Genomic DNA, 24,606 nt, shown 5'->3' on the forward strand with positions numbered 1-24,606 from the left:
GGGATCAGCCGAGCACGACGTTGCTGTCGTCATCCGCCGGATAACGCCAGCAACGTCGTGCTCGACCGCGCGCGAGGTCGTGCTCGGCGGGACGATGAGTTCGTGCGGGTGCCCCGGTCTGCCCCGTCGTCTCGTCCTCGACCGGAAGGCCACCCATGACCGCGACGCTCGTGTCCACGCTGTTCCTCTCGCTCGACGGCGTCGCCGAGATCGACCCGGCGTGGCACTTCCCGTACTTCGACGACAACATGGCGGCCGCCGTCGACGAGGACTACCAGGACGTCGACGCGCTGCTCCTCGGGCGGGTCACCTACGACAGCTTCGCGGGCGCGTGGCCCGAGCGGGAGACCGCCGGGGGCGAGGACGCGTCGTTCGCGGCGCGGCTCGGCGACATGCGCAAGGTCGTCGCGACGCGCGGGGACCAGGACCTCGGGTGGCGGCACGTCGAGCGGCTCGACGGCGACCTCGTCGAGGCCGTGCGCGCGCTCAAGGAGGAGCCGGGCCTGGGCAAGGTGCTCGTCGCCGGGTCGATCTCGGTGGTGCGCCAGCTCCTTGCCGCCGGTCTGCTCGACGAGCTGCGGCTCCTCGTCCATCCCGTCGCGGCCCGCACGGGCGAGCGGCTCTTCGACGAGGGCGAGCCGTACTACCCGCTCACGCTCCTGCGGTCCGAGACGTTCCCGACGGGCGTCGTGCGCCTGGTCTACGCGCCCGCCGAGCCCCCGGCGGAGGTCACCTACGACGACGTCGCGGACAAGGTGCCGTCCGGCGACGCCTGACGCGCGACCGCCACCACGGCGACGTCGTCCTCGCGGCCGGGGTCGTCGAACGCGGCGACGAGGCGGTCGCACAGGACGGCGGGGCCGACGCCCGCGTTCTCGGAGGCGACCCGCGCCAACCGGTCGAGGGCGTCGACGAGCGACCCGCCGCGCCGCTCGACGAGCCCGTCGGTCACGAGCACCAGGAGGTCGCCCGGCCGCAGGACGTCGTGGTGGGCCGGGCGGTCGTCCGGGCTGGCCACTCCCAGGAGCCGCGAGCCGGACTTCGCCCGGTCGACGGTGCCGTCGGCCCGGACGAAGAACGCGGGCAGATGCCCGGCGTCGGTGAGCTCCAGCGCACCGGAGGCCGGGTCGAGCACGCACACGCACACCGTGGCGAACTCGGGGTGGTCGTCGCGCAGCGCCGCGTTGAGCAGGTCGAGCGCCGTGGCGGCCTCGTGCCCCTCGCGCAGGTACGCGCGGAGCGTCATGCGCACCTCCGCCATCACGGTCGCGGCCCGCAGGGAGTGGCCCTGCACGTCGCCGATGACGACGGTGACGCGCCCGTCCGGGAGGTCGAACGCGTCGTAGAAGTCGCCGCCGACGTCGAGGCGCGCGTCCGACGCCTCGTACCGTGCCGCCACCTCCACCCCGCCCCGCACGCGGAGGCTCGCCGGCAGGAACGCGCTCTGGAGCGCGAGGGCGATGCGGTGCTCCTCGGTGAACGTCCGCAGGTTCGCGAGCGCGACCGTCGCCGCCTCGGCGAAGCGACCGGCGGCCTCGCGCTCCTCGTCGGACAGAGGCTCGTCGCCGACCTCGATGCCGAGCCCGCCGACGAGCGCGCCCGCGGCGTCGACGAGCCAGAAGGTGAACCACGCCGACGGGCCGACCCCGGCCTCGGCGAGGAGCGGGCGCCACGGCGCGGGCACGTCGTCGGGGCCGAACACCGCGGACGTCGCGCCCGTCGGCGGCAGGACCGCCGTCGGGCCGCGGCCGCGCACGAGCGCGGCATCCTCCGCGGAGCACACCGAGCGCAGCACCACGCCGGCCTCGGCGACGACCATCGAGACGACCGCACGGCCGAGGACGGTGCACGCACCGCGTGCCGCGTGGTCGGCGACGGCCTCCGGCGACCGGGCCTCGTGGAGCGGGACGAGCGCGTCCGTGAGGGCCTCGAGCCGCCGGGCCGTCCGGCCAGCGCCCCGCTGGGCGTCGACGCGCCGGCACAGGGCGCTGATGGTCGCCAGGAACTCGTCGCGGTCGAGCGGCTCCGGCAGGTAGGCGTCCGCCCCGCCCTCGAGACCGGCGGTGCGCGCCGCGGCGTCGACGTCGGTCGCGGACACGTGCAGGACGGGCACGTGGGCCGTCGCCGGGTCGGCCTTGAGCCGGCTGCACACCTCCCGGCCCGGGATGTCCGGGAGGTTGACGTCGAGGACGACCGCGTCGACGTGCGCCGACGCCCGGGCCAGCGCCTCGCCCCCGGTCCCGGCCTCGACGACGTCGAACCCGGCGCGGCGGAGCCAGCTCGTCATGACGTAGCGGTGCGCGGGCGTGTCGTCGACCACGAGCACGGTGCGTTCGGCGCTCATCGGGCGCTCACCTCCCGGCGCAGGGTCGTGACGAGGCGGTCGCGGTCGATGCCCGACTTCGCGAGGAACGGTGCGTCGCCGATCCCCGCGGGGGCGGGCGCGCTCGACATGAGCACCGTCGCCGTCGCGGGGTAGAGGCTCTGGATCGTCGACCGGAGTGTCACCCCGTCCGTCCCCGGGAGGCACACGTCGAGGAGCGCGACGTCGGCCGCGCCGTCGTGCAGGAGGGCCAGAGCGTGGGACGCGTCGTGCGCGACGCTGACCCGCGCCGCGTCGTCGCGGAGCATCGAGGAGACGACCGAGGCGTAGGCCCGGTCGTCGTCGACGACGAGCACGTGCCCGAGGTCGTGGTCCGCCTCGGCGGCCTCGGGTCGCGGGTCCGGCGCGACCGCCTCGTCGACGGACAGCGACGGGAGCCGCAGCGTGAACACGCTCCCCTCCCCGGGGCGCGACGTCGCCACGAGCGTCCCCCCGAGGGCCTCGGAGGTCCGGCGCGCGTAGGGCAGCCCGAGGCCCGTGCCCCGCACGGTCGGCTGGAGGCGGTTGGGGACCTGGACGAACTCCTCGAACACGGCGTCGAGCTGGTCCGCCGGGATGCCGAGGCCGGTGTCGTGGACGTCGAACCGCACGACCTCCCCGTCGGCCTCCGCACGGAGCACGACCTCGCCGTGGTCCGTGAACTTCACCGCGTTCGTGAGCAGGTTGCGCAGCACGCGGGACAGGAGCCGGCGGTCGGTGACGAGCGCGAGCCCGGGTTCCACGACCGTCCGCAGCGCGACGCCGGGGCGCACCACGGGGAGGGTCGTCCCGCGCAGATCGTCGAGCAGCTCCGCCACGTCCACCGCCCCGGGCGCGACGTCCTCGTGCCCGGCCTCGGCGCGCGCGAGGTCGAGCAGCTCGTCGACGAGGGTGAGGAGCGTCGCGGCGCTCTCCCGGAGGAACCCCACCTGCTGGGTCTGCTCGCCGTCGAGGTGGGAGTCGACGAGCAGCGAGGTCAGCCCGAGGATCGAGTTCACGGGCGAGCGGAGCTCGTGGCTCACGTTGCGCAGGAAGCGCGTCTTCGCCTCGTTCGCGGCGGCGAGCTCGCGACCGCGCTCGTCGAGCTCGGCGTAGAGCGCGACGACGCCGGTGTTCGTCTCCTCGAGCTCCGAGGAGAGCTGGTCGTACATCGCGAGGACGCCCCGGTTCGTCTCCTCCAGCTCCACGTTGAGGCGCCGCTGCTCCTCCTGCTGGCGGGTGAGCTCGTCGAGGGTGCGGACCAGCTCCGCATTCTGGACACGCAGCTCGTCGACCGCGTCGGCCACGTGCGCGGCCGCGGTGGACCGCCGCACGGCCGCGAGCGTCGCCTCGTCGGTCCGCGCGGTCGCGGGGAGCGACTTGGTGAGCAGGACGCGCGTCCCGGTCGGGTCGACCTCGAGGCCACGGACGAGCCGGCGCGCCGCGGGGATGCCGCCGTCGCTCGAGTCGCCCTCGACGAGGAACGGCGTGCCGGCCACGATCTCGGCGCGCAGCGTCGCCTGGGGAAGACCAGGCAGGACCCCGACGACCACGTCCGCGGTGCCGGAGGCGACGGCGGACCGGCCGATCTCCGACAGCGCGGTCGCGACGCGCACCTGGTCCTGGGTGTCCAGGCCGAGCTGCCGGCAGATCTCCCGACCCGCCCGGCGCAGCGCGATGACGTCGGAGTCGGAGCGGAGCTGGGTGACGAGCAGCGTCGTGCTCATGCCGCCTCCCGGCCGATCGGGAGCACCGCCACGCACGAGTCGTCCCGGCGCACCGCGTGGTCGCGCAGGACGACGCCCGCGACGACGAGCGGCGAGCGGGTCGCGAGCCCCGGGTAGTCGGCGAGCGACCACCGGGCGGTCAGCCCGTCGCTGTGCAGCACGACGACGTCCCCGGCCTCGACCGGGTAGGTGGTCTCGCGCAGCGGGCGTCCTCGGGTGCCGGCGATGCCGGGATAGCTCACGAGCCCGCGCGCCCGGTCGCCGTGGACGGCCCCGACGATGTTGCCCAGGCCCGCGTACCGCAGCACACCGCCCCCGGCTGCCTGGGCGACGGCGACGGCGGCGCCGCGCGTGCCGCCGAGCGCCGCGTGCACGCGCTCGAGGAGGGCGACGGCCGACCCGGCCGGCGCGTCGAGGAACGCCCGCACGGCGGCGCCCGACGCCGCGGCGGCGAGCGGGCCGTGCCCCAGGCCGTCGGCGACGAGGAGGCTGGGGACGCCGTCGTCGTGGCGCACCGCGAGCGCGTCCCCGCACACCGACTGGCCCGTCATCGGCCGCGTGACGCCCGTGGGCTCGGCGAGCCCCACCACCGCCCCGTGCGCGGCGAACGTCGCCGCGATGACCGTCCCGCGGCCCGGTGACGTCCACGCGTCCCACGACGACGCGAGCCGCGGCAGCGTGCCCAGGCCGATGCCGAGCGTGCCGCGGCTCGAGACGCCGTCGCGCATGGCGGCGCCGATGTCCCGCATGCCCGGGCCGGAGTCGACCGCGAGCACCTCGAGCGCGGTGTCGTCGCCGGTGCGTCGCACGCGGACCAGCATCGAGCCGGACCCGGCGTGGCGGCACTGGTTGGTCGCGAGCTCCGAGACCACGAGCCCGATCTCGGCCGCGCGGTCGTCGTCGAGGCCGAGGCTCCGGGCCACGGTGCTCGCGCCGCGGCGCACGCTCCCGACCGCCGACGGGTGGTCGACGGTGTACCAGGTGCCGTCCTCGACGACGCTGCGGCGCTCGTCGGGACGGTCGGGGGCCGGGATCATCGGGACCAGGTGGCGATCTCGACGCGGGTGCCCGCGCCCGGTGCCGTGTCGATCGCGAAGTGCTGGACGAGCCGGCGCGAGCCCGACAGACCCAGGCCGAGCCCGCTCCCGCTGGTCCAGCCGTCCGTGAGCGCGAGGTCGAGGTCCGGGATGCCCGGGCCTTCGTCCGAGAAGACGGCGCGCACGCCGGTCCGCGCACCCTCGGTGACGAGCTGGACCTCGGCCTCGCCGCCCCCGCCGTAGACGAGCGTGTTGCGCGCGAGCTCGCTGGCCGCGGTGACGAGCTTGGTCTGGTCGACGAGCGACAGGCGCGCCTGCTGCGCGAGCGTGCGGACGAGCTGGCGGACCCGGACGACGTCGGAGTCGGTGCGCACGGGCACGCGCTCGGCCGTCGCGGCCGGCGGGGTCGTCGTCGTCATCTCTCCTCGCGCTCGGCGGCGGCGAGGAGCACGTCCTCGGCGGACCGCTCCTCGGGCGCGAGGAGCGCGAGGCCGCGCTCGACGTCGAGAGCCGTGCGGACGTCGCCGAGCGACAGCCCGAGCTCGACCATGGTGATCGCGACGGCGGGGCGCATCCCGACGACGACGGTCGTCGCGTCGAGCACGTGGGAGATGCCCGCGACGGACGCGAGCATGCGCCCGATGAAGGAGTCGACGATCTCCAGCCCGGAGATGTCGATGATCACGCCCCGCGCTCCGGTGTCCGTGATCCGCTGGGCGAGGTCCTCCTGGAGTCGCAGGGCGGTGTCGTCCTGGAGATCGACCTGGATCGAGACGAGGAGCGTGGAGCCGATCTTGAGGATGGGGACGGCGTCGGTCATGCCGGGAGCCCGGTCCGCCGGGTGTCGCGGCCCGCGCGCAGCGCGTCCACGAGCGCGTCCGCGAGGCTCGCGCGCGTGCGGATGTCGCCGAACTCGATGCCGAGCGCGACGATCGTCTGAGCGATCTGCGGGCGGATGCCGCTGATCGTGCACTCGGCGCCCATGAGGCGCGCCGCGACCACCGTCTTGAGCAGGTGCTGCGCGACCTGGGTGTCGACCGCGGGGACACCGGTGATGTCGATGATCGCGTGCTCGCTGCCCGTGTCGACGAGCGTGTTGAGCAGCTTCTCCATGACGACCTGGGTGCGCGCCGAGTCGAGCGTGCCGACCAGCGGCACCGCGACGATGCCCTCCCAGAGCTTCACCACAGGGGTGGAGAGCTCGAGGAGCTGCTCGGCCTGCTCGGCGATGATCGCCTCGCGCGCCGCGGCGAACGTCTCGAACGTGAAGAGACCGAGCTGGTCGACCAGGCGCAGGAGCGGGGTGACGTCGGTGTCGGCGTCCGTCGCCGCGGCGAGCCGGTACAGGCCCTCCTTGAGGGCGAACACGCCGATCGCCGTCTCGCGCGGGGTGAACCCGAGGCGGGCGCGCGCGGAGGAGACGTCGGCGAGGATGCCGCGGAGCTGGTCGAACGCGGCGTCGGACAGGCCGAAGCCGCCCGAGCGCAGCCCGTCGAGGAGCGCGTCGAGGATCTCGCCCTGCTCCCGCTCGAGCTCGCCGCGCGACGTGCGGCCGTGCAGCTCGTGCGCGGCGGCCTCGAGCCAGGCGCTGCGCACGTCGTCGGCGTGCTCCGTCAGGAGGTGGGCAAGGGTCTCGGGTGTGGCGGCGTCGGCCATCGGTGTCCTTCCGGGGTTGAACGACGCCGAACGGGCTCGCGGCTGTCGCGCCGCAAGTGTACGTGCGGCTCGTGCGCACGCAGCCCGGCACCGGGGAAGGAGAACGAGGGCCGAGGTGCAAGGTGCCGAGAGGTCGCGACACGACCAGGGCATGAGGTGGAGGGCGCGACCTACGCCCGAGAACGACCCTGCGCGCCCGCGAGAACGACCTTGGTGTCGTTATCCGACGGATAACGACACCAAGGTCGTTCTCGGCGCGGAAGGGTGGGTCAGTTGCGCAGGTCGAGGTAGCGGTCGATGAGGGCCGCCGTCGACGGGTCCTGGGCGGCGAGGGCGTCCTCGTCGCCCGCGACGGCCGGCGCGATCTCGAGCGCGAGCTTCTTGCCGAGCTCGACGCCCCACTGGTCGAAGCTGTCGATGCCCCACACGACGCCCTGCACGAACGTGATGTGCTCGTAGAGCGCGATGAGCTGGCCGAGGACCGACGGCGTGAGGGCGGGCGCGAGGATCGACGTCGTCGGGCGGTTGCCCGGGAACGTCCGCGCGGACACGAGCGCCTCGGCCGTCCCCTCGGCACGGACCTCGTCGGCGGTCTTGCCGAACGCGAGCGCCTTGGTCTGGGCGAAGAAGTTCGCGAGGAACAGCCCGTGCACGTCGGCGCCGGGCTGGACGGCGCCGCCGTCGCCGACGTCGTCCGTCAGCGGGTGCGCCGGGTTCGCGACGGCGATGAAGTCCGCCGGGATGAGGCGCGTGCCCTGGTGGATGAGCTGGTAGAACGCGTGCTGGCCGTTGGTGCCGGGCTCGCCCCAGAAGATCTCGCCGGTCTCCGTCGTCACGGGGGAGCCGTCCCAGCGCACGCGCTTGCCGTTGGACTCCATCGTGAGCTGCTGGAGGTAGGCCGGGAAGCGGTGCAGGTACTGCGCGTACGGGAGCACGGCGTGCGTGTGCGCGTCGAGGAAGTTCACGTACCAGACGTTGAGCAGGCCCATGAGGACCGGCACGTTGCGCTCGAACGGTGTGCGGCGCACGTGCTCGTCGATCGCGTGGAAGCCCGCGAGCAGCTCGGCGAACCGGTCCGGCCCGATCGCGATCGCGAGCGACGTGCCGATCGCCGAGTCCACGGAGTAGCGCCCGCCGACCCAGTCCCAGAACCCGAACGCGTTCGCGGGGTCGATGCCGAACGCCGCGACCTTGTCGAGCGCGGTCGAGACCGCCACGAAGTGCTGCGCGACGGCGGCCTGCCGGGACTCGTCCGTGTCCTCGATCGCCCCCACCGCCGCGAGCTCCGTCCACAGCCAGTCGCGCGCGAGGCGCGCGTTCGTCAGCGTCTCGAGCGTGCCGAACGTCTTGGACGCGACGATGAACAGCGTCGTGCGCGGGTCGAGACCTGCCGTCTTCTCGGCGACGTCCGTCGGGTCGATGTTCGAGACGAACCGGACCTCGATGTCCTGGTGCTTGTACGGCAGCAGCGCCTCGTACGCCATGACCGGCCCGAGGTCGGAGCCGCCGATGCCGATGTTGACGACCGTGCGCACGCGCTCGCCCGTGACGCCCGTCCACTCGCCCGAGCGGACCTTGTCCGCGAACGCGTAGACCTTGGCGAGCTCGCCGTGCACGTCCGCGTCGACGTCCTGCCCGTCGACCACGAGGTGCTCGTCGTCGCCCAGCGGGGTCGGGCGGCGCAGGGCCGTGTGCAGCACGGCACGGTCCTCCGTGACGTTGATGTGCTCGCCCGTGAACATCGCCTCGAGGCGGTCGTCGAGGCGGACCTCCTCGGCGAGGCGCACCAGCAGCTCGAGCGTCTCGTCGGTGACGAGGTTCTTCGACAGGTCGACCGTGAGGTCGGCCGCCTGGTGCGTGAGGCGGCGGGCGCGGTCCGGGTCGGCCGCGAACCAGGTGCGCAGGTCCGGCTCCACGGTGTCGCGGTGCACGGTGAGCGCGGTCCAGGACGGCGTGGTGGTGGGGTCGATCGGCGGCGGCACGGGCTGCGAGGTCATGACCACCAAACTACTGACCGACGTCGGCCCTCGCCCACCCCGACCGTCCCGCGGTCCATGGTCCGGTGGCCTCACGAACGGCCGCCGTCGGTCCCTGGACGCTCACGCGAGACGCTTCTGCCAGACCGCCGCGACGCCGTCCGCGACGAAGCCGAGGGCGACGTTGATCGCGAGCATGTGGGCGTTCTCCTGCGCGTTCCACGTGTGGATCCGCTCCACGCCCGGCCGCCACGCGGCGAGCGCGTGGAGGTTCGCGACCTTGACGAGCGTGCCGAGGCGGTGCCCGCGGTGCTCGCGCAGCACGAGCGTGTCCTCCTGGAACCCGAACGGGACCTCGGGGAAGGGGACCTGGAGCACCGTGAACGCGACGAGCTCGCCCGACGCGACGTGCTCGGCCACCGTGAGCAGCACGTGCTGCTGTCGGCCCGCGAGGTCCGCGAGGTGGCTGCGCACGCGATCGGCGTCCCACGTCTCCTCGTCGTAGTCGAGCTCGCCGAGCGGCGTGTCCGTGCTCATCCGGGTCCACAGCCGCGCGAGGTCGTCGAGACGGTCCTCCGGGATCTCGTCGCGCCACGTGAGGGTCCGGTAGGCGTCGCCGGCCACGGCGGTGGCGTCGTCGCCGAGCCGGTCGAGCACCGCCGACGGGACCGGCAGGTGCAGCGTGGAGTGGCGCGAGACCTGCTCGAGCGCGTAGCCGCGCTCGCGCGAGACGACCGCCTCGGGCGAGTCGACGGGCACGCGGCCCTCGCCGGTGCGGGGCTCGAGCGCCGCAGGCCCCGCGGGCGGCTCCGGGGCGTGCGGCGCCGTGTAGACGACGGTCGTGCACCCGAGCGCCGCAGCCTCCTCCTCGACCGCCGTGAGCAGCACGTCGTGGACGCCGTCGTGCGCGTGCGCGGGGCGTACCGCCAGCGGCCCGGCCCACAGCAGGTGCGTGTTGGCCTCGCGGCCGACGACGACGAGCGCGACCCCGACGACGTCCGCGGGCTCCGGCGCGACGTCCTCGGGGTGCGAGGCGGGGACCACGAGGAGCATCTGCTTGCGGTCGTACTCCTGGTGTCGCACGACGCCGTGCCAGACCCACGGCGGCGCCCACTGGTCGGTCCAGCCCCACACGGCGGCCTCGCGCTCGCGCTCGACGTCGCTGAAGGCGTGCAGCGCCCATGCGTCGGGGCTGTCGAGGTCGGCGGGCGGCCCGGGGGCGCGGACGACGCGCCAGCTCTCGGTGTTCACGGGGGGAGTCTCTCGGCGCGCCCCGGTCCTGACCAGCACTTTTCCGTCGCGCGCGGCGAGCGTGGGTGGCGGGCGCCACGATGGGTGCGTGCGCCGCGGTGCGCACCGGACGGCGACGACGCCGCCGGGCAACGACGACGACCGGAGGAGGGGACCATGGCCGAGGTCGTGCTGTTCCACCACGTGCAGGGGCTGACCGAGGGCGTACGGACGATCGCCGAGACGCTGCGCGGGGCGGGGAACGTCGTGCACACGCCCGACCTGTTCGAGGGGCGCACGTACGCGACCCTCGACGAGGGCATGGCGCACGTGCAGGAGCTCGGGTTCGGCACGGTCCTGGAGCGCGGGCGGGCGGTGGCGGACGGGTACGACCCCGCGGTCGTGTACGCCGGGATCTCGCTCGGCGTGCTGCCCGCGCAGATGCTCGCGCAGACGCGCGCGGGCGCGAAGGGCGCGCTGCTGCTGGAGGCGTGCGTACCGGTGTCGGAGTTCGGCGAGGCGTGGCCCGACGCCGTGCCCGTGCAGGTGCACGGCATGGACGGCGACCCGTCGTTCGCGGGCGAGGGCGACATCGACGCCGCGCGCGAGCTCGTGGGCTCCACGCCCGACGCCGAGCTGTTCGTCTATCCCGGCGACCGGCACCTGTTCACCGACCCGAGCCTGCCCTCGTACGAGCCGGAGGCCGCCGCGCTCGTCACCGAGCGGATGATCCGCTTCCTCGACGGCATCCGCTGACCGGCCGACGGCGCGGCAGCCTCCGGGGTCAGGGGGGCGCACCCGTCCTTCCCGGGGCACGATCAGTTGCCGTCCTCCGACGTCGTCCTGCGCTGCCACGCGGCCCACACCCCCGCCGGTCGGAACCCGAGGGCGACGTTGATCGCGAGCATGTGGTCGTTCTCCTGCGCGTTCCACGTGTGGACGCGTCGGGTCGCGGGGCGCTCGCGCGCGAGCGCGTCGAGGTTGGCCACCTTGACGAGCATCCCGAGCCGGCGCCCGCGGTGCTCCCGGAGCACGAGGGTGTCCTCCTGGAATGCGAAGTCGTCCCGGTCGTGCGGGTAGAGGAAGACGGTGAACGCGGCGAGCGTGCCGGTCGGGACGTGCTCCGCGGCGCTCACGAGGAAGCCGTTCCGCTTCTCGGCCTGCTCGCCGACCCACGTGCGCACGCGCCGCGCGTCCCACGGGTCCTCGCCGTACTCGACGCCGCCCGTCGGTGGGTCGGTGCTCATGCGCGTGAACAGCACGGCCACCTGGTCGAGCCACGCGTCGGGGACCGCGTCCGTCCAGGTGTGCACCCGGTAGTCCGGACCGGCGTGCTCCCGTGCGGCGGCGCGGTGCGCGTCGAGGTCCGCCGAGGGCACCGGGAGGTCGAGCACCGAGTGGCGTTCGACCTGCTCCAGGACGTACCCGTGGGCGCGCAGGAAGCGCGGACCGGGAGCGTCGGCGGGGACGCGGCCGGCGCCGGTGGTGGCGGCCAGCGCGCCCGGGCCGGGCGGCGGCTCCTCGCCGTGCGAGGTGTTCGAGAGGAGCACGGTGCGCCCGGCGTCCGCGCCGAGGCGCTCGGCGAGCGCGAGCAGCGCCGTCCCGATGCCGCGCCCCCGCTCGGCCGGACGGACGGCGACGAAGGCCTCGCTCAGGTGCTCGTTGCTCGTGGTGGGACGAAGGACGAACAGGTACGCCACGACGTCGGGCACCGCGGGCGGGACGCCGTCGGCGATCAGGGCGCTCGCGGCCGCGGAGCGCACCACCACGACGCGGCGCTTGGCCGCGTACTCCTGGTGGTCCATCCCGGAGAGCACGTCGCGCGGCCGCAGCGCGAGGTCGTCGTAGCCGTGGACCTCCAGCTCGAGCTCGCGCCCGATGTCCGCCACGGCGTGGTAGGCCCACGCGTCGGCGTCGTCGAGCGAGGCGGGGTGCGGGGCCTCGACGAGCGCGTACCCCGGCGGGAGGGGCACCGTGAGGGCGGTGCGGGCGGCGCTGCTCATGCCGTCCAGCGTGTCCCGCGCCGACGGACGGTGTCCACGCCTTTTGGCGGCACCCGGGCGCGGCGTGTCCCGCAGCGGCCGTCCCGGGCGGCGGGTCGAGAGGTGTCTCGGGTGACGACGGCCGGCACGACGACGGCCCGGGCTCCCGCAGGAGCCCGGGCCGGGTGCGCCGCCGCTCGCGGCGGTCGTCGGACGTCGTCGCGCGGTCTACTTGCGCGCCGAGCGGCCCGCGATCGCGCCCCAGATGAGCAGCACGAGCAGCGACCCGACGAAGGCCCAGAACCACGTGGTGAGCGAGAAGAACTCGTCGTTCGCGTCCGCGCCGAACAGCGCGCCGCCGATCCACCCGCCGAGGAGGGCTCCCAGCACCCCGACGATCAGCGTGACGATCCAGCCCCCTGCTGCCTTGCCCGGCAGGACGGCACGTGCGATCGCGCCCATGATGAGGCCGATGAGGATCCACCCGATGAAGCTCATCCCTGTCTCCGTTCTCTGGGGGACGAAACAGCCATACGGCGTAACTGCCCCGTATGCCTGACTTCACGGTGGCACGGTGTGAGGCGGTTCGCACGCCGGGCGCCGTCGGCGCGGTCGTTAGGCTCGGGGGATGGCGACGACCGAGGCGACGAGCGCGCGCGTCGACAGCTGGCTCTGGGCCGTGCGGGTGTTCAAGAGCCGCTCGCAGGCGACCGCGGCGGTCAAGGCCGGCCACGTGCGGGTCAACGGCGAGCGCGCGAAGCCGGCGACGAGCGTCAAGGTCGGCGACCGGGTCGTCGTCCGCGGCGGCCCGGCCGAGCGGATCCTCGTCGTGGAGAAGGTGCTGGTCAAGCGCGTCTCCGCGCCCCTGGCCGCACAGGCCGTGATCGACCAGAGCCCGCCCCCGCCGCCCAAGGAGCTCACCGTCCGCGTCGCCGTCCGCGAGCGCGGCGCCGGCCGCCCCACGAAGCGCGAGCGCCGCGACCTCGACCGCCTCCGCGGGCGGGGCTGACGCAGGCGCACCGAGCGCTGCACCAGAGCGCGAGCGAGGCACTCCCGGGTGCATCGCTCGCGTGGACGTGCAGCGTTCGGCTGCTAGCCCGTGTCGGCCAGGATCGAGGCGACTGACGCACGAGCGGCCGGGAGATGCACGCGGAGGTGCGTCTCCCGGCCGCGGGTGCAGCGCTCGGTGAGGGGTGTCAGGTCAGCAGGCGCCGAGGTCCTTCCAGACGCCCCACTGGCCGCTCTGGGCGGGGTTCTCGCCCGTCGTCCACCACTTCGCCTGGTAGTTGCGGCCCTCGTGCGAGACGTTCGCACCGCCGACGTAGACCGACCCGGCGGCCCACGCCGGTGCGGTGCACTCGCCGGGCTCGGGGTCCGTGGGCTCGGGGTCCGGGTCGCCCGGGTCCGTGCCGCCGGCGCCGATCTTGAGGTCGACGCAGTTGTAGAACGCGTTCACCGTGTTCGACACGTTCCAGCGCGCGAGGATCGTGTGGTTGCCCTCGGGCAGGCCGGTCAGCGTGTGGGAGATGTTGCTCGGGGGCTGTGCGCCGCCCTGGTTGAACGTCTTGAAGAGCACGCCGTCGACGAAGTACTCCCACGTGCTCGTGTTGTGCGCCGCGGTGAGCTTCCACTGGAACGTCACCGACGTGCCGGTCTGCGTGCGCGGCCACGGCTTGCTCGCGTCGTCGAGGATGCTGAACCCGCTGCCGCCGGAACACTGCATCGAGCCCTTGGGCGCCTCGACGGACTGCGGCTCGTACTTGATGCCGCCGCAGTCGAAGGACGTCGTGCCCGTCGCGCAGTGGTCCTGCCGGCTCGGCGGGGACGTGATCCAGCCGTGCGCGCTCGCGCTGGGTGCGACGGCCACGGGGGCGATGATCGCGACCGCGCCGACGACGGCTGCCAGGAGTACCGCTCTCAGTCTTCGCATGAGTTGTCTCGCTCTCCATCCGGTGGTGCATGGGTCCTGCGGCGCGCTTCGTCGCGGGCCGCTCTCGGATCGGGCACTCTCGACGCTACGAAATGTGCGGAGTGCGGACAATTGGGCAAAGCTCGTACGTGCTTCCGCGTACCCGGGGCGTCGTCCATGCCGGGCACGCACGACGGCGGGTGCCCTCGCCCGCAGGGACGAGGACACCCGCCGTCGCGGGGTTCAGCGGGTCAGCAGGCGCCGATCAGCTTCCACGGGCCCCACTGCTCGGCGCCCGGGACGTTGTTCTGCGTCCACCACTTCGCCTCGAAGATGTTGCCGTTGTGCGAGACCTTCGCCCCGCCGACGTAGGTCGCGGTCGAGGACCACGCGGCGTCGGTGCAGGTGCCCGGCTCGCCGCCGCCCGGGTTCTCACCCTCGCCGCCGCCGGGGTTCTCGCCGCCCGGGTTCTCGCCACCGGGGTTGGTGCCGTCCGCCGTGACCGTGAGGTCGACGCAGTTGTAGAACGCGTTCACCGTGTCGGCGACGCTCCAGCGCGCGAGGATCGTGTGGTTGCCCAGGGGCAGACCCTTCAGGGTGTGCGAGATGTCCTTGGGGGGCTGCACGCCGCCGCCGTCGAACGACGCGAAGAGCTGGCCGTCGACGAAGTACTCCCACACGCTCGTGGCGTGGTTCGCGGTGAGCTTCCACTGGAAGGTCACGTCGGAGCCGGTGGTCGTGCGGGGCCAGGGCTTCGACTCGTCGTCGAGGATCGTGTAGCCGCTGCCGCCGGAGCACTTCATCGAGCCCTTGACGGCCTCGACGGACTGCGGCTCGTACTTGAGCCCGCCGCAGTCGAAGGACGTGGCGCCGGTGGCGCACTGGTCCTGCCGGCTCGGGGGGGACGTGATCCAGCCGTGCGCCGAGGCGCTGGGGGCGATCGCGATCGGGGCGATGATCGCGGTCGCGCCCACGACGGCGGCGAGGAGCGCCGCGCGAAGTCGCTTCATGGGGGACTCGCTTCCTGTGTCGGGGAGGGCCGACACCGTGCGGAGCCCGCACCGTCGGCCGTGACGGGGTGGACCGTAGGCAGCCCGGAGGCGTCCGCTCAAACGACTACGCACGGCCGGCGGCGGGTACGGGAAGTCCCTTACCAGGCGGTCCGGTTCGCCGGGATCGTGCGCCTGCGCGGCCGTGCGCGCGCGGCCGTCGAGCCCGTGCCGGGCCCCTCCGCGGGTGAAAAACATGTGGGGACCACGTAGCCCGGCCGTCTCGACGAGGGTCGGTCCGCGCGTCCCAGGTCGTGGGAGTTGGTGCGTCCTCCGCTCGGAGACGCACGTGCGGCCGGGAGAGGCACGCGGAGGTGCGTCTCCCGGCCGCGGATGCAGCGCTCGGTGAGGGGTGTCAGGTCAGCAGGCGCCGAGGTCCTTCCAGACGCCCTACTGGCCGCTCTGGGCGGGGTTCTCGCCCGTCGTCCACCACTTGGCCTGGTAGGTGCGGCCCTCGTGCGAGACGTTCGCGCCACCGAGGTACACCGACCCGGCCGCCCACGCCGGTGCGGTGCACTCGCCGGTCCCGTGCGCCGAGGCGCTCGGGGCGACCACGATCGGCGCGACGATCGCGGCCGCGCCCACGACGGCGGCGACGAGGGTCGCGCGGAGTCGTCTCCTGAGGGTCTCGCTTCCTTGGTCGGGATGCCGACGACGGCGCGAAGCCCGGTTCGTCGGCCTTGACCCGACGGACGCTAGGCACGCCCGCTTCCCCGGGCAACGGTTCCGCGGAGGATTACGGGGGTAGGGGTTCGCCCGTCAGCACACCGCCGGGTTCCGCGATGGCGCAGGTCAGGACGCGCCTGGTGGGTCGAGGAGAGCACGCGGGAGAGGGGCGGCGGGGGCCGAGGTGTGCGGGGACCCCGTACCGGGACCGGCCCGGTCCGGGGTCACCGGGAAGAGCTCAGGAAGCTTCCGGCGAGCGCTCGGCCTCAGGCGGCCACGTCCTCCTCGCGCAGGCGCGGCTCGGTGCGCAGCGCCGGGCGGAGGCCGGACTTGTCGGCGTAGAAGGCGCGCACGACGTCCATGTCGGCGCGCACGTCGCCCGTGAGCTCGATGGTCGGGCCGAGGCCGGTCGTCATGGTGGTGCGGTCGACGTACCCGAGGGTCACCGGCAGGTGCGCCTCGCGTGCGATCCGGTAGAAGCCCGACTTCCAGTACGACCCCGCCCCGCGCGTGCCCTCGGGCGTCACGACGAGCGAGAACACCTCGCCGGCCCGGAGGCGCGCGACGACGTCGACCACGACCCGGCTCGGGTCGCGCCGGTCGACGGGGATGCCGCCGAGCGCGCGCATGAGCGGGCCCGCCGGGCCGGCGAACAGCGTGTGCTTGCCGAGCCAGCGCACGTGGATGCCCGTGCTCCAGGCGATGGCGAGCATGAGGACGAAGTCCCAGTTCGACGTGTGCGGGGCGCCGACGAGGAGCGTCGGGCGGCGGGTGTCGTACGGCTCGGAGCGCAGCGACCACCGGCTGGTCGCCCAGTAGGCGCGGGCGAGGGCTCGGCGGATCACCACGCCACGGTACAGGCCGTCCACAGGGGGACCGGTTGCCGTCGACAACCTCCGGGACCTTGGTTAGTCTCCGGGCGGGTAGGGAACTTCCCGCTCTACCCGCACGGCCCGGACATGTCTGATCGACCCACCCACTGCTCGACGGAGACCAGATGGACACCACTCCCGCCGGTACACCCGCCCTCCTGCGCACCCTCAACGCGCGCGCCGTGCTCGACGTGCTCGGCACGGGCGCGCGGGTCGCGCGGCCCGACGTCGTCTCGGCGACCGGGCTGTCCAAGACGACCGTGGCGCAGACCCTCCGGGCGCTCGAGGCGACGGGCGTCGTCACGGAGGCCGGGCTCGACCGGGACCGGCGGGGGCCCGCCGCGACGCTGTACCGCGTCGACCCGGACTACGCGTTCGGGCTGGGCATCGACGTCGCACGCGACCGGGTGCGGGTCGCGCTCGTCGACGTCACGGGCGTGATCCGGGCCCGCGCGGAGCGCCGGGACGTCAAGCCGACGACGACGGCGCGCGCACGGGCGGCCGCGGAGCTCGCCCGCGCGTGCGTGAGCGACGCCCAGGCGCGGCTCGCGGAGGGGACGACGATCGAGGTGACGCGCGCGGTCGCGGCCGTCCCGCTCATCGTCGGGTCGGACCTGCGGACGATCCGGCGTGTCCCCGGCTACGAGAAGGGCGGGACCGAGCTCGTCGACGCGCTCGAGGACGCCCTCGGGTGCCCGGTGACGCTCGAGAACGACCTCAACCTCGCGGCCCTCGCCGAGCAGCGCGACGGCGCCGCGGCCGGGGCGCGCTCGTTCGTCGTGCTGGGCCTCGGCGACGGCTTCGGTGCCGGGCTCGTGCTCGACGGCCGCCTGCACCGCGGGGTCGCCGGCGGCGCCGGCGAGGTCTCGTTCCTGCCGCACCCCGCCCGGGCGCTGGGTTCCGAGGCGCTGGGGGCGTCGTCGCTCGCCGTGCTCGCGAAGGAGCACGGCCTGCCCGACGACGTGACGGTCAAGCAGCTCGTGGACCGCGCCGAGCACGGCGACGGCGCCTCGAACGATGCGCTCGACGAGGTCGCCGAGCGCATCGGGGTCGTCGCGGCGTCGGTCGCGCTCGTCGTCGAGCCGGAGCTGTTCGTCCTCACGAACCAGGCGGCGCGCGCGCCGATCGCGGACCGGGTGAAGCGCTTCCTGGCGGAGAAGATCGCCGTGCTCCCCATCCGGGTCGTCTCGTCGGACCTCACGTGCGACGCCGTCGTGGTGGGCGCCGCGCGCTCGGCCAGCGACGCGCTGCGCGACGAGGTGTTCCGCTCCGCCGCCGCCCACCCCGCGCCGGGCGAGGACGACCCCGCCGACGAGCGCGAGGAGGCGGCGTCGTGACCGCGGCAGCGCCGGGCGGCGGGGCGCCGCCGTCGGACCTGGTCTCCCGGCTGGGCCTCCCCGCCGACGCGCGCGCGATCATCCTCAACGCCGACGACTACGGCATGTGCCGCGCCGCCAACCGCGCGGTCTCCGAGCTCCTCCTCGCGGGGCACGTCGACTCCGCGACGGTCATGGTCCCGTGCGGGTGGGCGCCGGACGCGCTCGCCTTCGCGGCCGCGCACCCCGTCGACGTGGGCGTGCACCTCGTGCTGACCAGCGAGTGGACGCGGTACCGGTGGCGCCCGCTCACCGGCACGGGCACCTCCCTGGTCGACGACGCGGGGTACTTCCCGCGCGACGTCCTCACCGTCGAGCGGCAGGCGCGCGTCGAGGACGTCGTCGCGGAGCTCGCGGCCCAGCTCGACACGGCGCTCGCGGCCGGGGTCGACGTCTCGCACCTCGACAACCACATGGGCTCCGTCTACGGGCTCGAGACGGGGCGCTCGTTCCTCCCGCAGGTCTTCGAGCTCGCCGCCCGGCACCGCCTGCCGTTCCGCCTGCCCCGCACGACCGAGGGGATGGTGCTGCCCCCGGGCGACTTCCAGCCCCTGCTCGACGAGGCGACGGCCGCGGCGGACGCGCTCGGCGTCGTGCTGGTCGACCGGCTGTGGACCCACCCGTTCGAGCTCGACGGCGCCGGGACGGTCGAGGAGGAGGACTACGAGGACGTCCGGGCCGACTTCCTCGCGCTGCTGCGCCGCGTCCCGTCCGGCGTGACGGAGATCTTCCTCCACCCCATGCTCGACGACGACGAGCTCGGCGACGTCGCCGACTACGGCGTCGCGAAGCGCGGCTTCGAGCGCCGCCTGCTCGCCGATCCGGCCGTGGCGGCCGTCATCGCCGAGGAGGGGATCGTCCGCGTCGGCTGGCGGGACCTGCGCGCGGTGCAGCGGGGCGAGCGGTGAGCGCCCCGCACCCGGCGCCGTCGGGCGGCGAGCCGACGGCGGGCGGCGGGCTGCTCGCACGCGTCCGGGACCGCCGGCTCGTCGGCACGCCCTCGCGCGCGCAGACGGTCGCCTACGGTGCGTCCGCGTTCCCGTCGAACCTGCTCATGCAGACGTTCTCCGCGTTCGTGGTCTACTTCTACGTCGACCACCTCGGCGTGCGTGCTGGCTGGGTAGCGGGCGCGATGGTCGCGCACGGCGTCCTCAACGCCCTGCTCAACCCGCTCGTCGGCGCGGTCTCCGACCGTCGCCGCACGCGCTGGGGCCGGCGCGTCCCGTGGATCGTGCTGGGGATCGTCCCGCTCGTCGTCGCGTTCGCGCTCGTGTGGATGCCGCCCGCCCTCGGTCCGACCGGCCTGGTCGTGTGGTTCCTCCTCGTCGTCGCGCTGTTCGACGTCGCGTACGTCGTCGTCGCGCTCAACGTCTCGGCGCTCTTCCCCGAGATCTTCCGCACGACGGCGGAGCGCGCCCGCGGCAACACCCCGCGCCAGATCTTCGGCCTCGTCGGGATGATCCTGGGCACCGCCGGCGCGCCCCTGCTGTACGGCACGCTCGGGTGGACGTGGATGGCGCTGCTGCTCGCGGTCGTGAGCCTCGCGTTCTTCGTGTGGTCCCTCGGCGGGATGGTCGAGCGCCCCGTCGACGTCGCGACGGTGCGCGAGCGCGAGGCCGCCGTCGGGCTGGGGGACCAGCTCCGGTACACGTTCGCCAACCGGGCGTTCGTCACCTACGTGCTCGGGTCGCTCCTGCTCCAGAGCACGACCGCGATCGTGCTCGCCGCGATCCCGTTCTACGTGCGCTACACGCTGGGCGGCGCCGAGGCCGACGCGACGCTGCTGCTCGCCCCGATCTTCGTCGCCGCGATCCCGTCGATCGTCGGGTGGTCGTGGGTCGTGCGGCGCATCGGTCCGCGCTCGGCCATGCTGTGGGTCGTCGGGGTGTACGGCCTCGCGACCTGCCTCTACCTGATCCCGTCCACCGTCCTCGGCGCCGCGCTCGCGGGGCTCGCCGTGGGCGTCGGCGTCGCGGGGCTCATGCAGGTGCTCGAGGTCGCGCTCGCGCAGGTCATCGACGACGACGAGCGCCGCACCGGCCTGCGCCGCGAGGGCATGTACTTCGGCGCCAACGGGTTCGTCGTGCGCGGGTCCGTCATCGTCCAGGCCGTGCTCGTCGCGGGCGTGCTGTCGGCGAGCGGGTACGTCGAGGGTGCGGGTGACGTCGTGCAGCCGGACAGCGTCGCGACGGGCGTCCGCCTCCTCCTCGGCGGCGTGCCCGTGGTCCTCGCCGCGCTCGCCTTCGTGTGCTTCTGGTTCTACCCCCTCCGCGGTCGCGACCCCGAGGACACCGACGCCGCCCTCACCGAGGCCGACGCCTCCCCGACGGCGGCCGACCCCCTCCCGAGGTAGCCCGCGCGAGGCAGACCTACGGCCGCGCGAGGTAAAGGCCGGCCCGCCGAGGTAGAGGCCCGGTCTGCCGAGGTAGAGGTGTGGTTCGTCCAGGTAGAGGTGTGGTCGGCTTGTCCGACGGCGGTCTGGTCACCTGGGGTGGCGGGGTGGGTGGTGGTGCCGCGTCTACCATCCGCCGCTCGTTCCTCGCGGCTCCCGCGTTCTCGGTCGGGATCGTCCTGCGTTCGCAAGCTCACTCCGGACGATCCCTCGTCCAGGCCCGACCACGACGCGGCACCACCACCCACCCCGCCCTACGTCGTCTCACCCTGGTCGGTCCTCACCACGGGCGACCGCCCGCGGTGTCGGTTCAGCCAGGAGTAGCCGATCGGCGTCTCCTGGGCGACCGGACCGCCGTCCGTCGGAGACGATGCGGCGCAGGGCGAGCGGACGTCGTAGAGCCAGGCCTCTACCTGGACGGATCGGGCCTCTACCTGGGCGGGCCGGGGCTCTACCTGGACGGACCGGGGCTCTACCTCGGCGGGGTGGTGGCTCCGAGGGCGTGCTCGGCGACGGTGCAGGGGTCGGTTCCCGCGTCGACGTCGCGGAGGTCGCACGCGACGCGGCGCATGAGCGTGCGGAAGGCGCTGCGCTCGTCGGGCGAGAGCATGCCGAGGAGCTGCTCCTCGGCGTCGTGCACGGCGGTGGCCCACCCGGCGAGCCGACGGCGGCCCTCGGGCGTCGCGACGACGCGGCGCGCGCGGCGGTCGGCGGGGTTCTGCTGCCGCTCGACGAGGCCGGCGGCGACGAGGTCGTCGACGAGGTACGTCATGACGGTCCGGTCGATGCCGTGGTGCTCGGCGAGGGCGAGCTGGGTGGGGTGGTCGCCCTGGGCGACGGTGACGAGGACCTGGTAGCCGCGCGTGCCGTGCGGGACGTCGTCGAGCGCCTGCTCGACCGTCGCGCGGTAGGCGCGCAGCAGCACGCCGAGGTGCCAGCCGAGGTCCTCGAGGCGGCCGGGGAGCTCGGCCGGGCCCGTCGCGGCAGCGGTCGTCGTGGTGGTGCTCATCCGCCCACCCTACCGCCGGGAATGTGGTTGCACCACCTATCTGTTACAGATATGTTCTGTACAGCAACGTATCTTGGAGATCGCGAGGAGCCATGCCCGACTACGGCCACGACCTGCGCTTCGGGTCCTTCATCACGCCCGCCGCCGCGGCGCCGCACCAGGCGGTCGCGCTGGCGCAGCTCTCGGAGGAGGTGGGCCTCGACCTCGTGACGTTCCAGGACCACCCGTACCAGGCGGCGTTCCTCGACACGTGGACGCTGTTGTCCTGGGTCGCGGCGCGCACCGAGCGGGTCCGCCTCGCGGGCAACGTGCTCAACCTGCCGCTCCGCCCGCCGGCCGTGCTCGCGCGGGCCGTCGCGAGCCTCGACCGGCTCTCGGGCGGGCGCGTCGAGCTCGGGCTCGGCGCGGGCGGGTTCTGGGACCCGATCGTCGCGATGGGCGGCGAGCGCCTGACGCCGGGGGAGTCGGTCGACGCCCTCTCCGAGGGCATCGACGTCATCCGCGGGCTGTGGGACACGTCCACGCGCGACCGCCTCGTCGCGGGCGGTGCGCACCACCGCGTCGACGGCCCCAAGCGCGGGCCGGCGCCCGCGCACGACGTCGAGATCTGGGTCGGCGCGCTCAAGCCCCGCATGCTGCGCCTCGTCGGCGCGCAGGCCGACGGCTGGCTGCCGTCGCTCGCGTACCTGCAGAGCTTCGAGGCGTTGGCGAAGGGCAACGCCACGATCGACGCCGCCGCCGAGGACGCGGGTCGCGACCCGCGGGCAGTGCGTCGCCTGCTCAACGTCGGCGGCCGGTTCAGCGCCGACGGCGGCGCGGGGTTCCTCCAGGGCTCGCCGCGCCAGTGGGCCGAGCAGGTCGCCGAGGTGACGCTGGAGCACGGGGTGTCCACGTGGATCGTCGCGGGCGACGACCCGACGACGCTCGCCGTCGTCGGCCAGGAGGTCGCCCCCGCGGCGCGCGAGCACGTCGCGGCCGCACGCGCCACCGCGCCGGGCGCGACGACCGGCGGCGAGGCCCGCGCATGACCGACTACGGCCACCCGCTCCGGTTGGGCACGTTCGTCACGCCGTCGGCGCAGGATCCGGAGGCGACGGTCGGGCTCGCCCGCCTCGCCGAGGACCTCGGCTACGACCTCGTGACGTTCCAGGACCACCCGTACCAGCCGCGCTTCCTCGACACGTGGACGCTGCTGTCGTACGTCGCGTCCGCGACGGAGCGCATCCACGTCGCGCCCGACGTCGTCAATGTCCCGATGCGCCAGCCCGCCGTGCTCGCGCGCGCGGCGGCGAGCCTCGACCTGCTGTCCGACGGGCGCGTCGACCTCGCGCTGGGCGCGGGCGCCTTCTGGGACGCCATGGTCTCGATGGGCGTCGACCGTCTGACGCCGGGCGAGTCCGTCGACGCGCTCGCCGAGGCGATCGACGTGGTCCGGGCGATCTGGGGCGAGGACGGGGACGGCGAGCTGTTCGCCCCCGGGCGCCACCACCGGCTCGACGGCGCGACCGCCGGACCAGGGACCACGCGGCGCATCCCGCTGTGGCTGGGCGCGCTCGGCCCGCGCATGCTGCGCCTCGTCGGCGCGAAGGCCGACGGCTGGCTCCCGTCCCTGGGCCGCGTCGGCGTGGACGGGCTGCGCGCGGGCAACGCGCGCATCGACGAGGTGGCGACCGCCGTCGGGCGCGACCCGCGCGAGGTCACGCGCCTGCTCAACGTGTCGGGCACCTTCGAGGGCGCCGACGGCTCGGGCGGCCTGGGCGGCGCGCCCGACCTCGCCGGCCCGCCCGAGGCCTGGGTCGAGCGGCTGCTGCCGCTCGTCCTGGAGGACGGCGTCTCGACGCTGATCCTCGCGACCGACGACGAGCGCACGACCCGCCGGTTCGCCGAGGAGGTCGCGCCCGCGCTGCGGGACGCCGTCGCCGCGGGACGCGCAGAGACCGGGACGGACACGTCCCGCGTCGTGCCGCTCGCGGTCCGCGCCGCGCGCCGCGACGGCATCGCGTACGACGACGTGCCCGCCTCGCTCGCGGAGCGTGCGGTCGAGCCCGGCGACGCCGCGTTCGCGGGCGTGCGCTCCAACTACCTGCGCGGCGGGTCGCCAGGGCTCGTGCTGCGGCCCCGCGACACCGCGGAGGTGGTCGAGGCGCTCGCCTTCGCGCGCGCCCAGCCGGTGACGCGCGACGTGCCGCTGTCCGTCCGCTCGGGCGGCCACGGCATCAGCGGGCGCTCGACGAACGACGGCGGGATCGTCCTCGACCTCGGTGCGCTCGACCAGGTCGAGGTGCTCGACGACGCGGCCCGCCTCGTGCGCGTCGGTCCCGGCGCGCGCTGGGGCGAGGTCGCGGCCGCGCTCGCGCCGCGCGGGTGGGCGATCACGTCGGGCGACTACGGCGGCGTCGGCGTGGGCGGGCTCGCGACCGCGGGCGGCATCGGCTTCCTCGGTCGCGCTCACGGTCTGACGATCGACCATGTGCGCGCCGTCGAGGTGGTCCTCGCCGACGGGTCGGTGGTGCGGGCGAGCGCGGACGAGAACCCGGACCTGTTCTGGGCCGTCCGCGGCGCGGGGTCGCAGGTCGGGATCGTCACGTCGTTCGAGCTCGTCGCGGACGAGGTGTCCGCGGTGGGGTTCGCGCAGATGGTGCACGACGCCTCCGACCTCGCCGGGTTCCTCGAACGCTGGGGTGCGACGGTCGAGACGTCACCTCGCGACACGACGAGCTTCCTGATCGTCGGGCGCCCTCGACCGGGTCAGCCGGTCGTCGCGCAGTCCATGACCATGGTCGACTCCGACGACCCGGACACCGTCGTCGCCCGGCTGCAGCCGTTCGCCGCGATCTCCCCGCTGCTCGCCCAGGCGACGGCGCAGATCGTGCCGTACGACGCCGTCGTCTCCGCACCCGCGCCCGGCCCGCACGGCGGCCAGGGCGAGCCGGTGTCGCGGTCCGGCCTGCTGGAGCACCTGACGCCCGCGGCGTCCGCCCGGCTCGCGGGGCTCGTCGCGAGCGGCGACACGTACTTCTTCCAGATCCGCTCGACGGGCGGCGCGGCGTCCGACGTCCCGGCGGACGCGACGGCGTACGCGCACCGTTCGGCCAACTTCTCGGTGGTCGCGATGGGGGCGAGCCGGTCGCGGCTCGACGCGCGCTGGGACGCGCTGGCCGACGTGTTCGAGGGCATGTACCTGAGCTTCGACACCGACCGCCGCCGCGACAGCCACCCCGCACGCCTCGCCGACGCGTTCCCGCCCGCGACCCTGGAGCGGCTGCGGGAGGTCAAGCGTCGCGTCGACCCGACGAACGTCTTCCGCGACAACCTCCCGGTCCTCGGGCCGGACCCGCTCGAGCCGGCAACGGCCCCCGCGAGGTAGAGCGTCCCGCCGCGAGG

The 24,606-nt window shown here is 74.4% G+C and carries 23 protein-coding genes; 8 read left to right on the top strand and 15 right to left on the bottom strand.

All coding sequences use genetic code 11. The features are described from left to right. Positions 1–155 precede the first annotated feature (155 nt). On the top strand, positions 156–776 hold the full coding sequence (locus ACZ402_RS12515) for a dihydrofolate reductase family protein (protein ID WP_375825397.1): 621 nt from the start codon (positions 156–158) through the stop codon (positions 774–776). On the opposite strand, the gene ACZ402_RS12520 is transcribed toward ACZ402_RS12515, so the two are convergent. From ACZ402_RS12520 to ACZ402_RS12555, 8 genes are all read right to left on the bottom strand, one after another. After that, complete coding sequence (locus ACZ402_RS12520) at positions 734–2,344, bottom strand: SpoIIE family protein phosphatase (RefSeq protein ID WP_375825398.1); 1,611 nt, start codon at positions 2,342–2,344, stop codon at positions 734–736. The genes ACZ402_RS12515 and ACZ402_RS12520 overlap by 43 nt on opposite strands. After that, positions 2,341–4,068, bottom strand: a complete 1,728-nt coding sequence (locus tag ACZ402_RS12525; protein WP_375825399.1) for an ATP-binding protein — start codon at positions 4,066–4,068, stop codon at positions 2,341–2,343. Before ACZ402_RS12525 ends, ACZ402_RS12520 begins: the two co-directional genes overlap by 4 nt. Next, positions 4,065–5,105 (bottom strand): ATP-binding protein, encoded by a 1,041-nt coding sequence (locus ACZ402_RS12530; RefSeq protein WP_375825400.1) that lies wholly within the window; start codon positions 5,103–5,105, stop codon positions 4,065–4,067. The genes ACZ402_RS12525 and ACZ402_RS12530 overlap by 4 nt, the downstream gene beginning before the upstream one ends. After that, positions 5,102–5,524 carry an ATP-binding protein gene (locus ACZ402_RS12535; RefSeq protein WP_047233649.1) on the bottom strand — a complete coding sequence of 141 codons (423 nt, stop codon included), beginning with the start codon at positions 5,522–5,524 and terminating at the stop codon, positions 5,102–5,104. Before ACZ402_RS12535 ends, ACZ402_RS12530 begins: the two co-directional genes overlap by 4 nt. Further along, positions 5,521–5,925, bottom strand: coding sequence for an STAS domain-containing protein (locus tag ACZ402_RS12540; protein ID WP_047233648.1), 405 nt, complete (start codon positions 5,923–5,925; stop codon positions 5,521–5,523). The genes ACZ402_RS12535 and ACZ402_RS12540 overlap by 4 nt, the downstream gene beginning before the upstream one ends. Then, positions 5,922–6,761 (bottom strand): STAS domain-containing protein, encoded by an 840-nt coding sequence (locus ACZ402_RS12545; protein ID WP_375825401.1) that lies wholly within the window; start codon positions 6,759–6,761, stop codon positions 5,922–5,924. Before ACZ402_RS12545 ends, ACZ402_RS12540 begins: the two co-directional genes overlap by 4 nt. Before the next feature lie 269 nt (positions 6,762–7,030). Further along, positions 7,031–8,758, bottom strand: a complete 1,728-nt coding sequence (pgi, locus tag ACZ402_RS12550) for a glucose-6-phosphate isomerase (RefSeq protein ID WP_375825402.1) — start codon at positions 8,756–8,758, stop codon at positions 7,031–7,033. Between the two features lie 102 nt (positions 8,759–8,860). Next, positions 8,861–9,988 (bottom strand): GNAT family N-acetyltransferase, encoded by a 1,128-nt coding sequence (locus tag ACZ402_RS12555; RefSeq protein ID WP_375825404.1) that lies wholly within the window; start codon positions 9,986–9,988, stop codon positions 8,861–8,863. A gap of 156 nt (positions 9,989–10,144) precedes the next feature. Here ACZ402_RS12555 and ACZ402_RS12560 point away from each other — a divergent pair, with 156 nt between their 5' ends. Then, a complete protein-coding gene (locus ACZ402_RS12560) occupies positions 10,145–10,723 on the top strand; it encodes a dienelactone hydrolase family protein (protein WP_375825405.1) in 579 nt (192 codons plus the stop codon). Between the two features lie 62 nt (positions 10,724–10,785). Here the strand turns inward: ACZ402_RS12560 and ACZ402_RS12565 are convergent, their stop codons facing one another. Both ACZ402_RS12565 and ACZ402_RS12570 read right to left on the bottom strand, forming a co-directional pair. Further along, on the bottom strand, positions 10,786–11,970 hold the full coding sequence (locus tag ACZ402_RS12565) for a GNAT family N-acetyltransferase (RefSeq protein WP_375825406.1): 1,185 nt from the start codon (positions 11,968–11,970) through the stop codon (positions 10,786–10,788). A gap of 207 nt (positions 11,971–12,177) precedes the next feature. After that, a complete protein-coding gene (locus ACZ402_RS12570) occupies positions 12,178–12,447 on the bottom strand; it encodes a GlsB/YeaQ/YmgE family stress response membrane protein (RefSeq protein WP_375825407.1) in 270 nt (89 codons plus the stop codon). A gap of 130 nt (positions 12,448–12,577) precedes the next feature. Between ACZ402_RS12570 and ACZ402_RS12575 the strand changes: the two genes are divergently transcribed. Beyond that, positions 12,578–12,958: an RNA-binding S4 domain-containing protein gene (locus tag ACZ402_RS12575; protein WP_375825409.1), complete on the top strand. Its 381-nt coding sequence runs from the start codon at positions 12,578–12,580 to the stop codon at positions 12,956–12,958. 192 nt (positions 12,959–13,150) lie between these two features. Here the strand turns inward: ACZ402_RS12575 and ACZ402_RS12580 are convergent, their stop codons facing one another. The 4 genes from ACZ402_RS12580 to ACZ402_RS12595 form a co-directional block, all read right to left on the bottom strand. Next, positions 13,151–13,879, bottom strand: coding sequence for a lytic polysaccharide monooxygenase (locus tag ACZ402_RS12580; protein ID WP_375825410.1), 729 nt, complete (start codon positions 13,877–13,879; stop codon positions 13,151–13,153). A gap of 230 nt (positions 13,880–14,109) precedes the next feature. After that, on the bottom strand, positions 14,110–14,868 hold the full coding sequence (locus ACZ402_RS12585; protein WP_375825411.1) for a lytic polysaccharide monooxygenase: 759 nt from the start codon (positions 14,866–14,868) through the stop codon (positions 14,110–14,112). Between the two features lie 429 nt (positions 14,869–15,297). Beyond that, a complete protein-coding gene (locus tag ACZ402_RS12590) occupies positions 15,298–15,492 on the bottom strand; it encodes a carbohydrate-binding protein (protein WP_375825412.1) in 195 nt (64 codons plus the stop codon). A gap of 347 nt (positions 15,493–15,839) precedes the next feature. Continuing rightward, positions 15,840–16,421: a 1-acyl-sn-glycerol-3-phosphate acyltransferase gene (locus ACZ402_RS12595; protein WP_375825413.1), complete on the bottom strand. Its 582-nt coding sequence runs from the start codon at positions 16,419–16,421 to the stop codon at positions 15,840–15,842. A 149-nt stretch (positions 16,422–16,570) separates the two neighbouring features. Between ACZ402_RS12595 and ACZ402_RS12600 the strand changes: the two genes are divergently transcribed. Genes ACZ402_RS12600 through ACZ402_RS12610 form a run of 3 tightly spaced genes read left to right on the top strand, consistent with a single transcriptional unit; the run spans position 16,571 to position 20,174 of the window. Continuing rightward, positions 16,571–17,782, top strand: a complete 1,212-nt coding sequence (locus ACZ402_RS12600) for an ROK family transcriptional regulator (protein WP_375825414.1) — start codon at positions 16,571–16,573, stop codon at positions 17,780–17,782. Continuing rightward, a complete protein-coding gene (locus ACZ402_RS12605; RefSeq protein ID WP_375825415.1) occupies positions 17,779–18,729 on the top strand; it encodes a polysaccharide deacetylase family protein in 951 nt (316 codons plus the stop codon). Before ACZ402_RS12600 ends, ACZ402_RS12605 begins: the two co-directional genes overlap by 4 nt. After that, entirely contained in the window at positions 18,726–20,174 is a 1,449-nt protein-coding gene (locus ACZ402_RS12610) for an MFS transporter (protein ID WP_375825416.1), read from the top strand. The genes ACZ402_RS12605 and ACZ402_RS12610 overlap by 4 nt, the downstream gene beginning before the upstream one ends. Before the next feature lie 511 nt (positions 20,175–20,685). Here the strand turns inward: ACZ402_RS12610 and ACZ402_RS12615 are convergent. Next, complete coding sequence (locus tag ACZ402_RS12615) at positions 20,686–21,222, bottom strand: MarR family winged helix-turn-helix transcriptional regulator (RefSeq protein WP_375825418.1); 537 nt, start codon at positions 21,220–21,222, stop codon at positions 20,686–20,688. Positions 21,223–21,314: 92 nt separating this feature from the next. Between ACZ402_RS12615 and ACZ402_RS12620 the strand changes: the two genes are divergently transcribed. Both ACZ402_RS12620 and ACZ402_RS12625 read left to right on the top strand, forming a co-directional pair. Continuing rightward, positions 21,315–22,250 carry an LLM class flavin-dependent oxidoreductase gene (locus ACZ402_RS12620; protein WP_375825419.1) on the top strand — a complete coding sequence of 312 codons (936 nt, stop codon included), beginning with the start codon at positions 21,315–21,317 and terminating at the stop codon, positions 22,248–22,250. After that, positions 22,247–24,589 (top strand): LLM class flavin-dependent oxidoreductase, encoded by a 2,343-nt coding sequence (locus ACZ402_RS12625; protein ID WP_375825420.1) that lies wholly within the window; start codon positions 22,247–22,249, stop codon positions 24,587–24,589. Before ACZ402_RS12620 ends, ACZ402_RS12625 begins: the two co-directional genes overlap by 4 nt. The last annotated feature ends 17 nt before the right edge of the window (positions 24,590–24,606 follow it).

This window comes from Cellulosimicrobium sp. NPDC030954, assembly GCF_055571305.1.

Bases quoted from the DNA above. Each gene is read 5' to 3' on its own strand.
- ACZ402_RS12515 (WP_375825397.1), top strand. From the start codon at position 156: ATGACCGCGACGCTCGTGTCCACGCTGTTCCTCTCGCTCGACGGCGTC.
- ACZ402_RS12520 (WP_375825398.1), bottom strand. From the start codon at position 2,344: ATGAGCGCCGAACGCACCGTGCTCGTGGTCGACGACACGCCCGCGCAC.
- ACZ402_RS12525 (WP_375825399.1), bottom strand. From the start codon at position 4,068: ATGAGCACGACGCTGCTCGTCACCCAGCTCCGCTCCGACTCCGACGTC.
- ACZ402_RS12530 (WP_375825400.1), bottom strand. From the start codon at position 5,105: ATGATCCCGGCCCCCGACCGTCCCGACGAGCGCCGCAGCGTCGTCGAG.
- ACZ402_RS12535 (WP_047233649.1), bottom strand. From the start codon at position 5,524: ATGACGACGACGACCCCGCCGGCCGCGACGGCCGAGCGCGTGCCCGTG.
- ACZ402_RS12540 (WP_047233648.1), bottom strand. From the start codon at position 5,925: ATGACCGACGCCGTCCCCATCCTCAAGATCGGCTCCACGCTCCTCGTC.
- ACZ402_RS12545 (WP_375825401.1), bottom strand. From the start codon at position 6,761: ATGGCCGACGCCGCCACACCCGAGACCCTTGCCCACCTCCTGACGGAG.
- pgi (WP_375825402.1), bottom strand. From the start codon at position 8,758: ATGACCTCGCAGCCCGTGCCGCCGCCGATCGACCCCACCACCACGCCG.
- ACZ402_RS12560 (WP_375825405.1), top strand. From the start codon at position 10,145: ATGGCCGAGGTCGTGCTGTTCCACCACGTGCAGGGGCTGACCGAGGGC.
- ACZ402_RS12565 (WP_375825406.1), bottom strand. From the start codon at position 11,970: ATGAGCAGCGCCGCCCGCACCGCCCTCACGGTGCCCCTCCCGCCGGGG.
- ACZ402_RS12570 (WP_375825407.1), bottom strand. From the start codon at position 12,447: ATGAGCTTCATCGGGTGGATCCTCATCGGCCTCATCATGGGCGCGATC.
- ACZ402_RS12575 (WP_375825409.1), top strand. From the start codon at position 12,578: ATGGCGACGACCGAGGCGACGAGCGCGCGCGTCGACAGCTGGCTCTGG.
- ACZ402_RS12580 (WP_375825410.1), bottom strand. From the start codon at position 13,879: ATGCGAAGACTGAGAGCGGTACTCCTGGCAGCCGTCGTCGGCGCGGTC.
- ACZ402_RS12585 (WP_375825411.1), bottom strand. From the start codon at position 14,868: ATGAAGCGACTTCGCGCGGCGCTCCTCGCCGCCGTCGTGGGCGCGACC.
- ACZ402_RS12600 (WP_375825414.1), top strand. From the start codon at position 16,571: ATGGACACCACTCCCGCCGGTACACCCGCCCTCCTGCGCACCCTCAAC.
- ACZ402_RS12615 (WP_375825418.1), bottom strand. From the start codon at position 21,222: ATGAGCACCACCACGACGACCGCTGCCGCGACGGGCCCGGCCGAGCTC.
- ACZ402_RS12620 (WP_375825419.1), top strand. From the start codon at position 21,315: ATGCCCGACTACGGCCACGACCTGCGCTTCGGGTCCTTCATCACGCCC.
- ACZ402_RS12625 (WP_375825420.1), top strand. From the start codon at position 22,247: ATGACCGACTACGGCCACCCGCTCCGGTTGGGCACGTTCGTCACGCCG.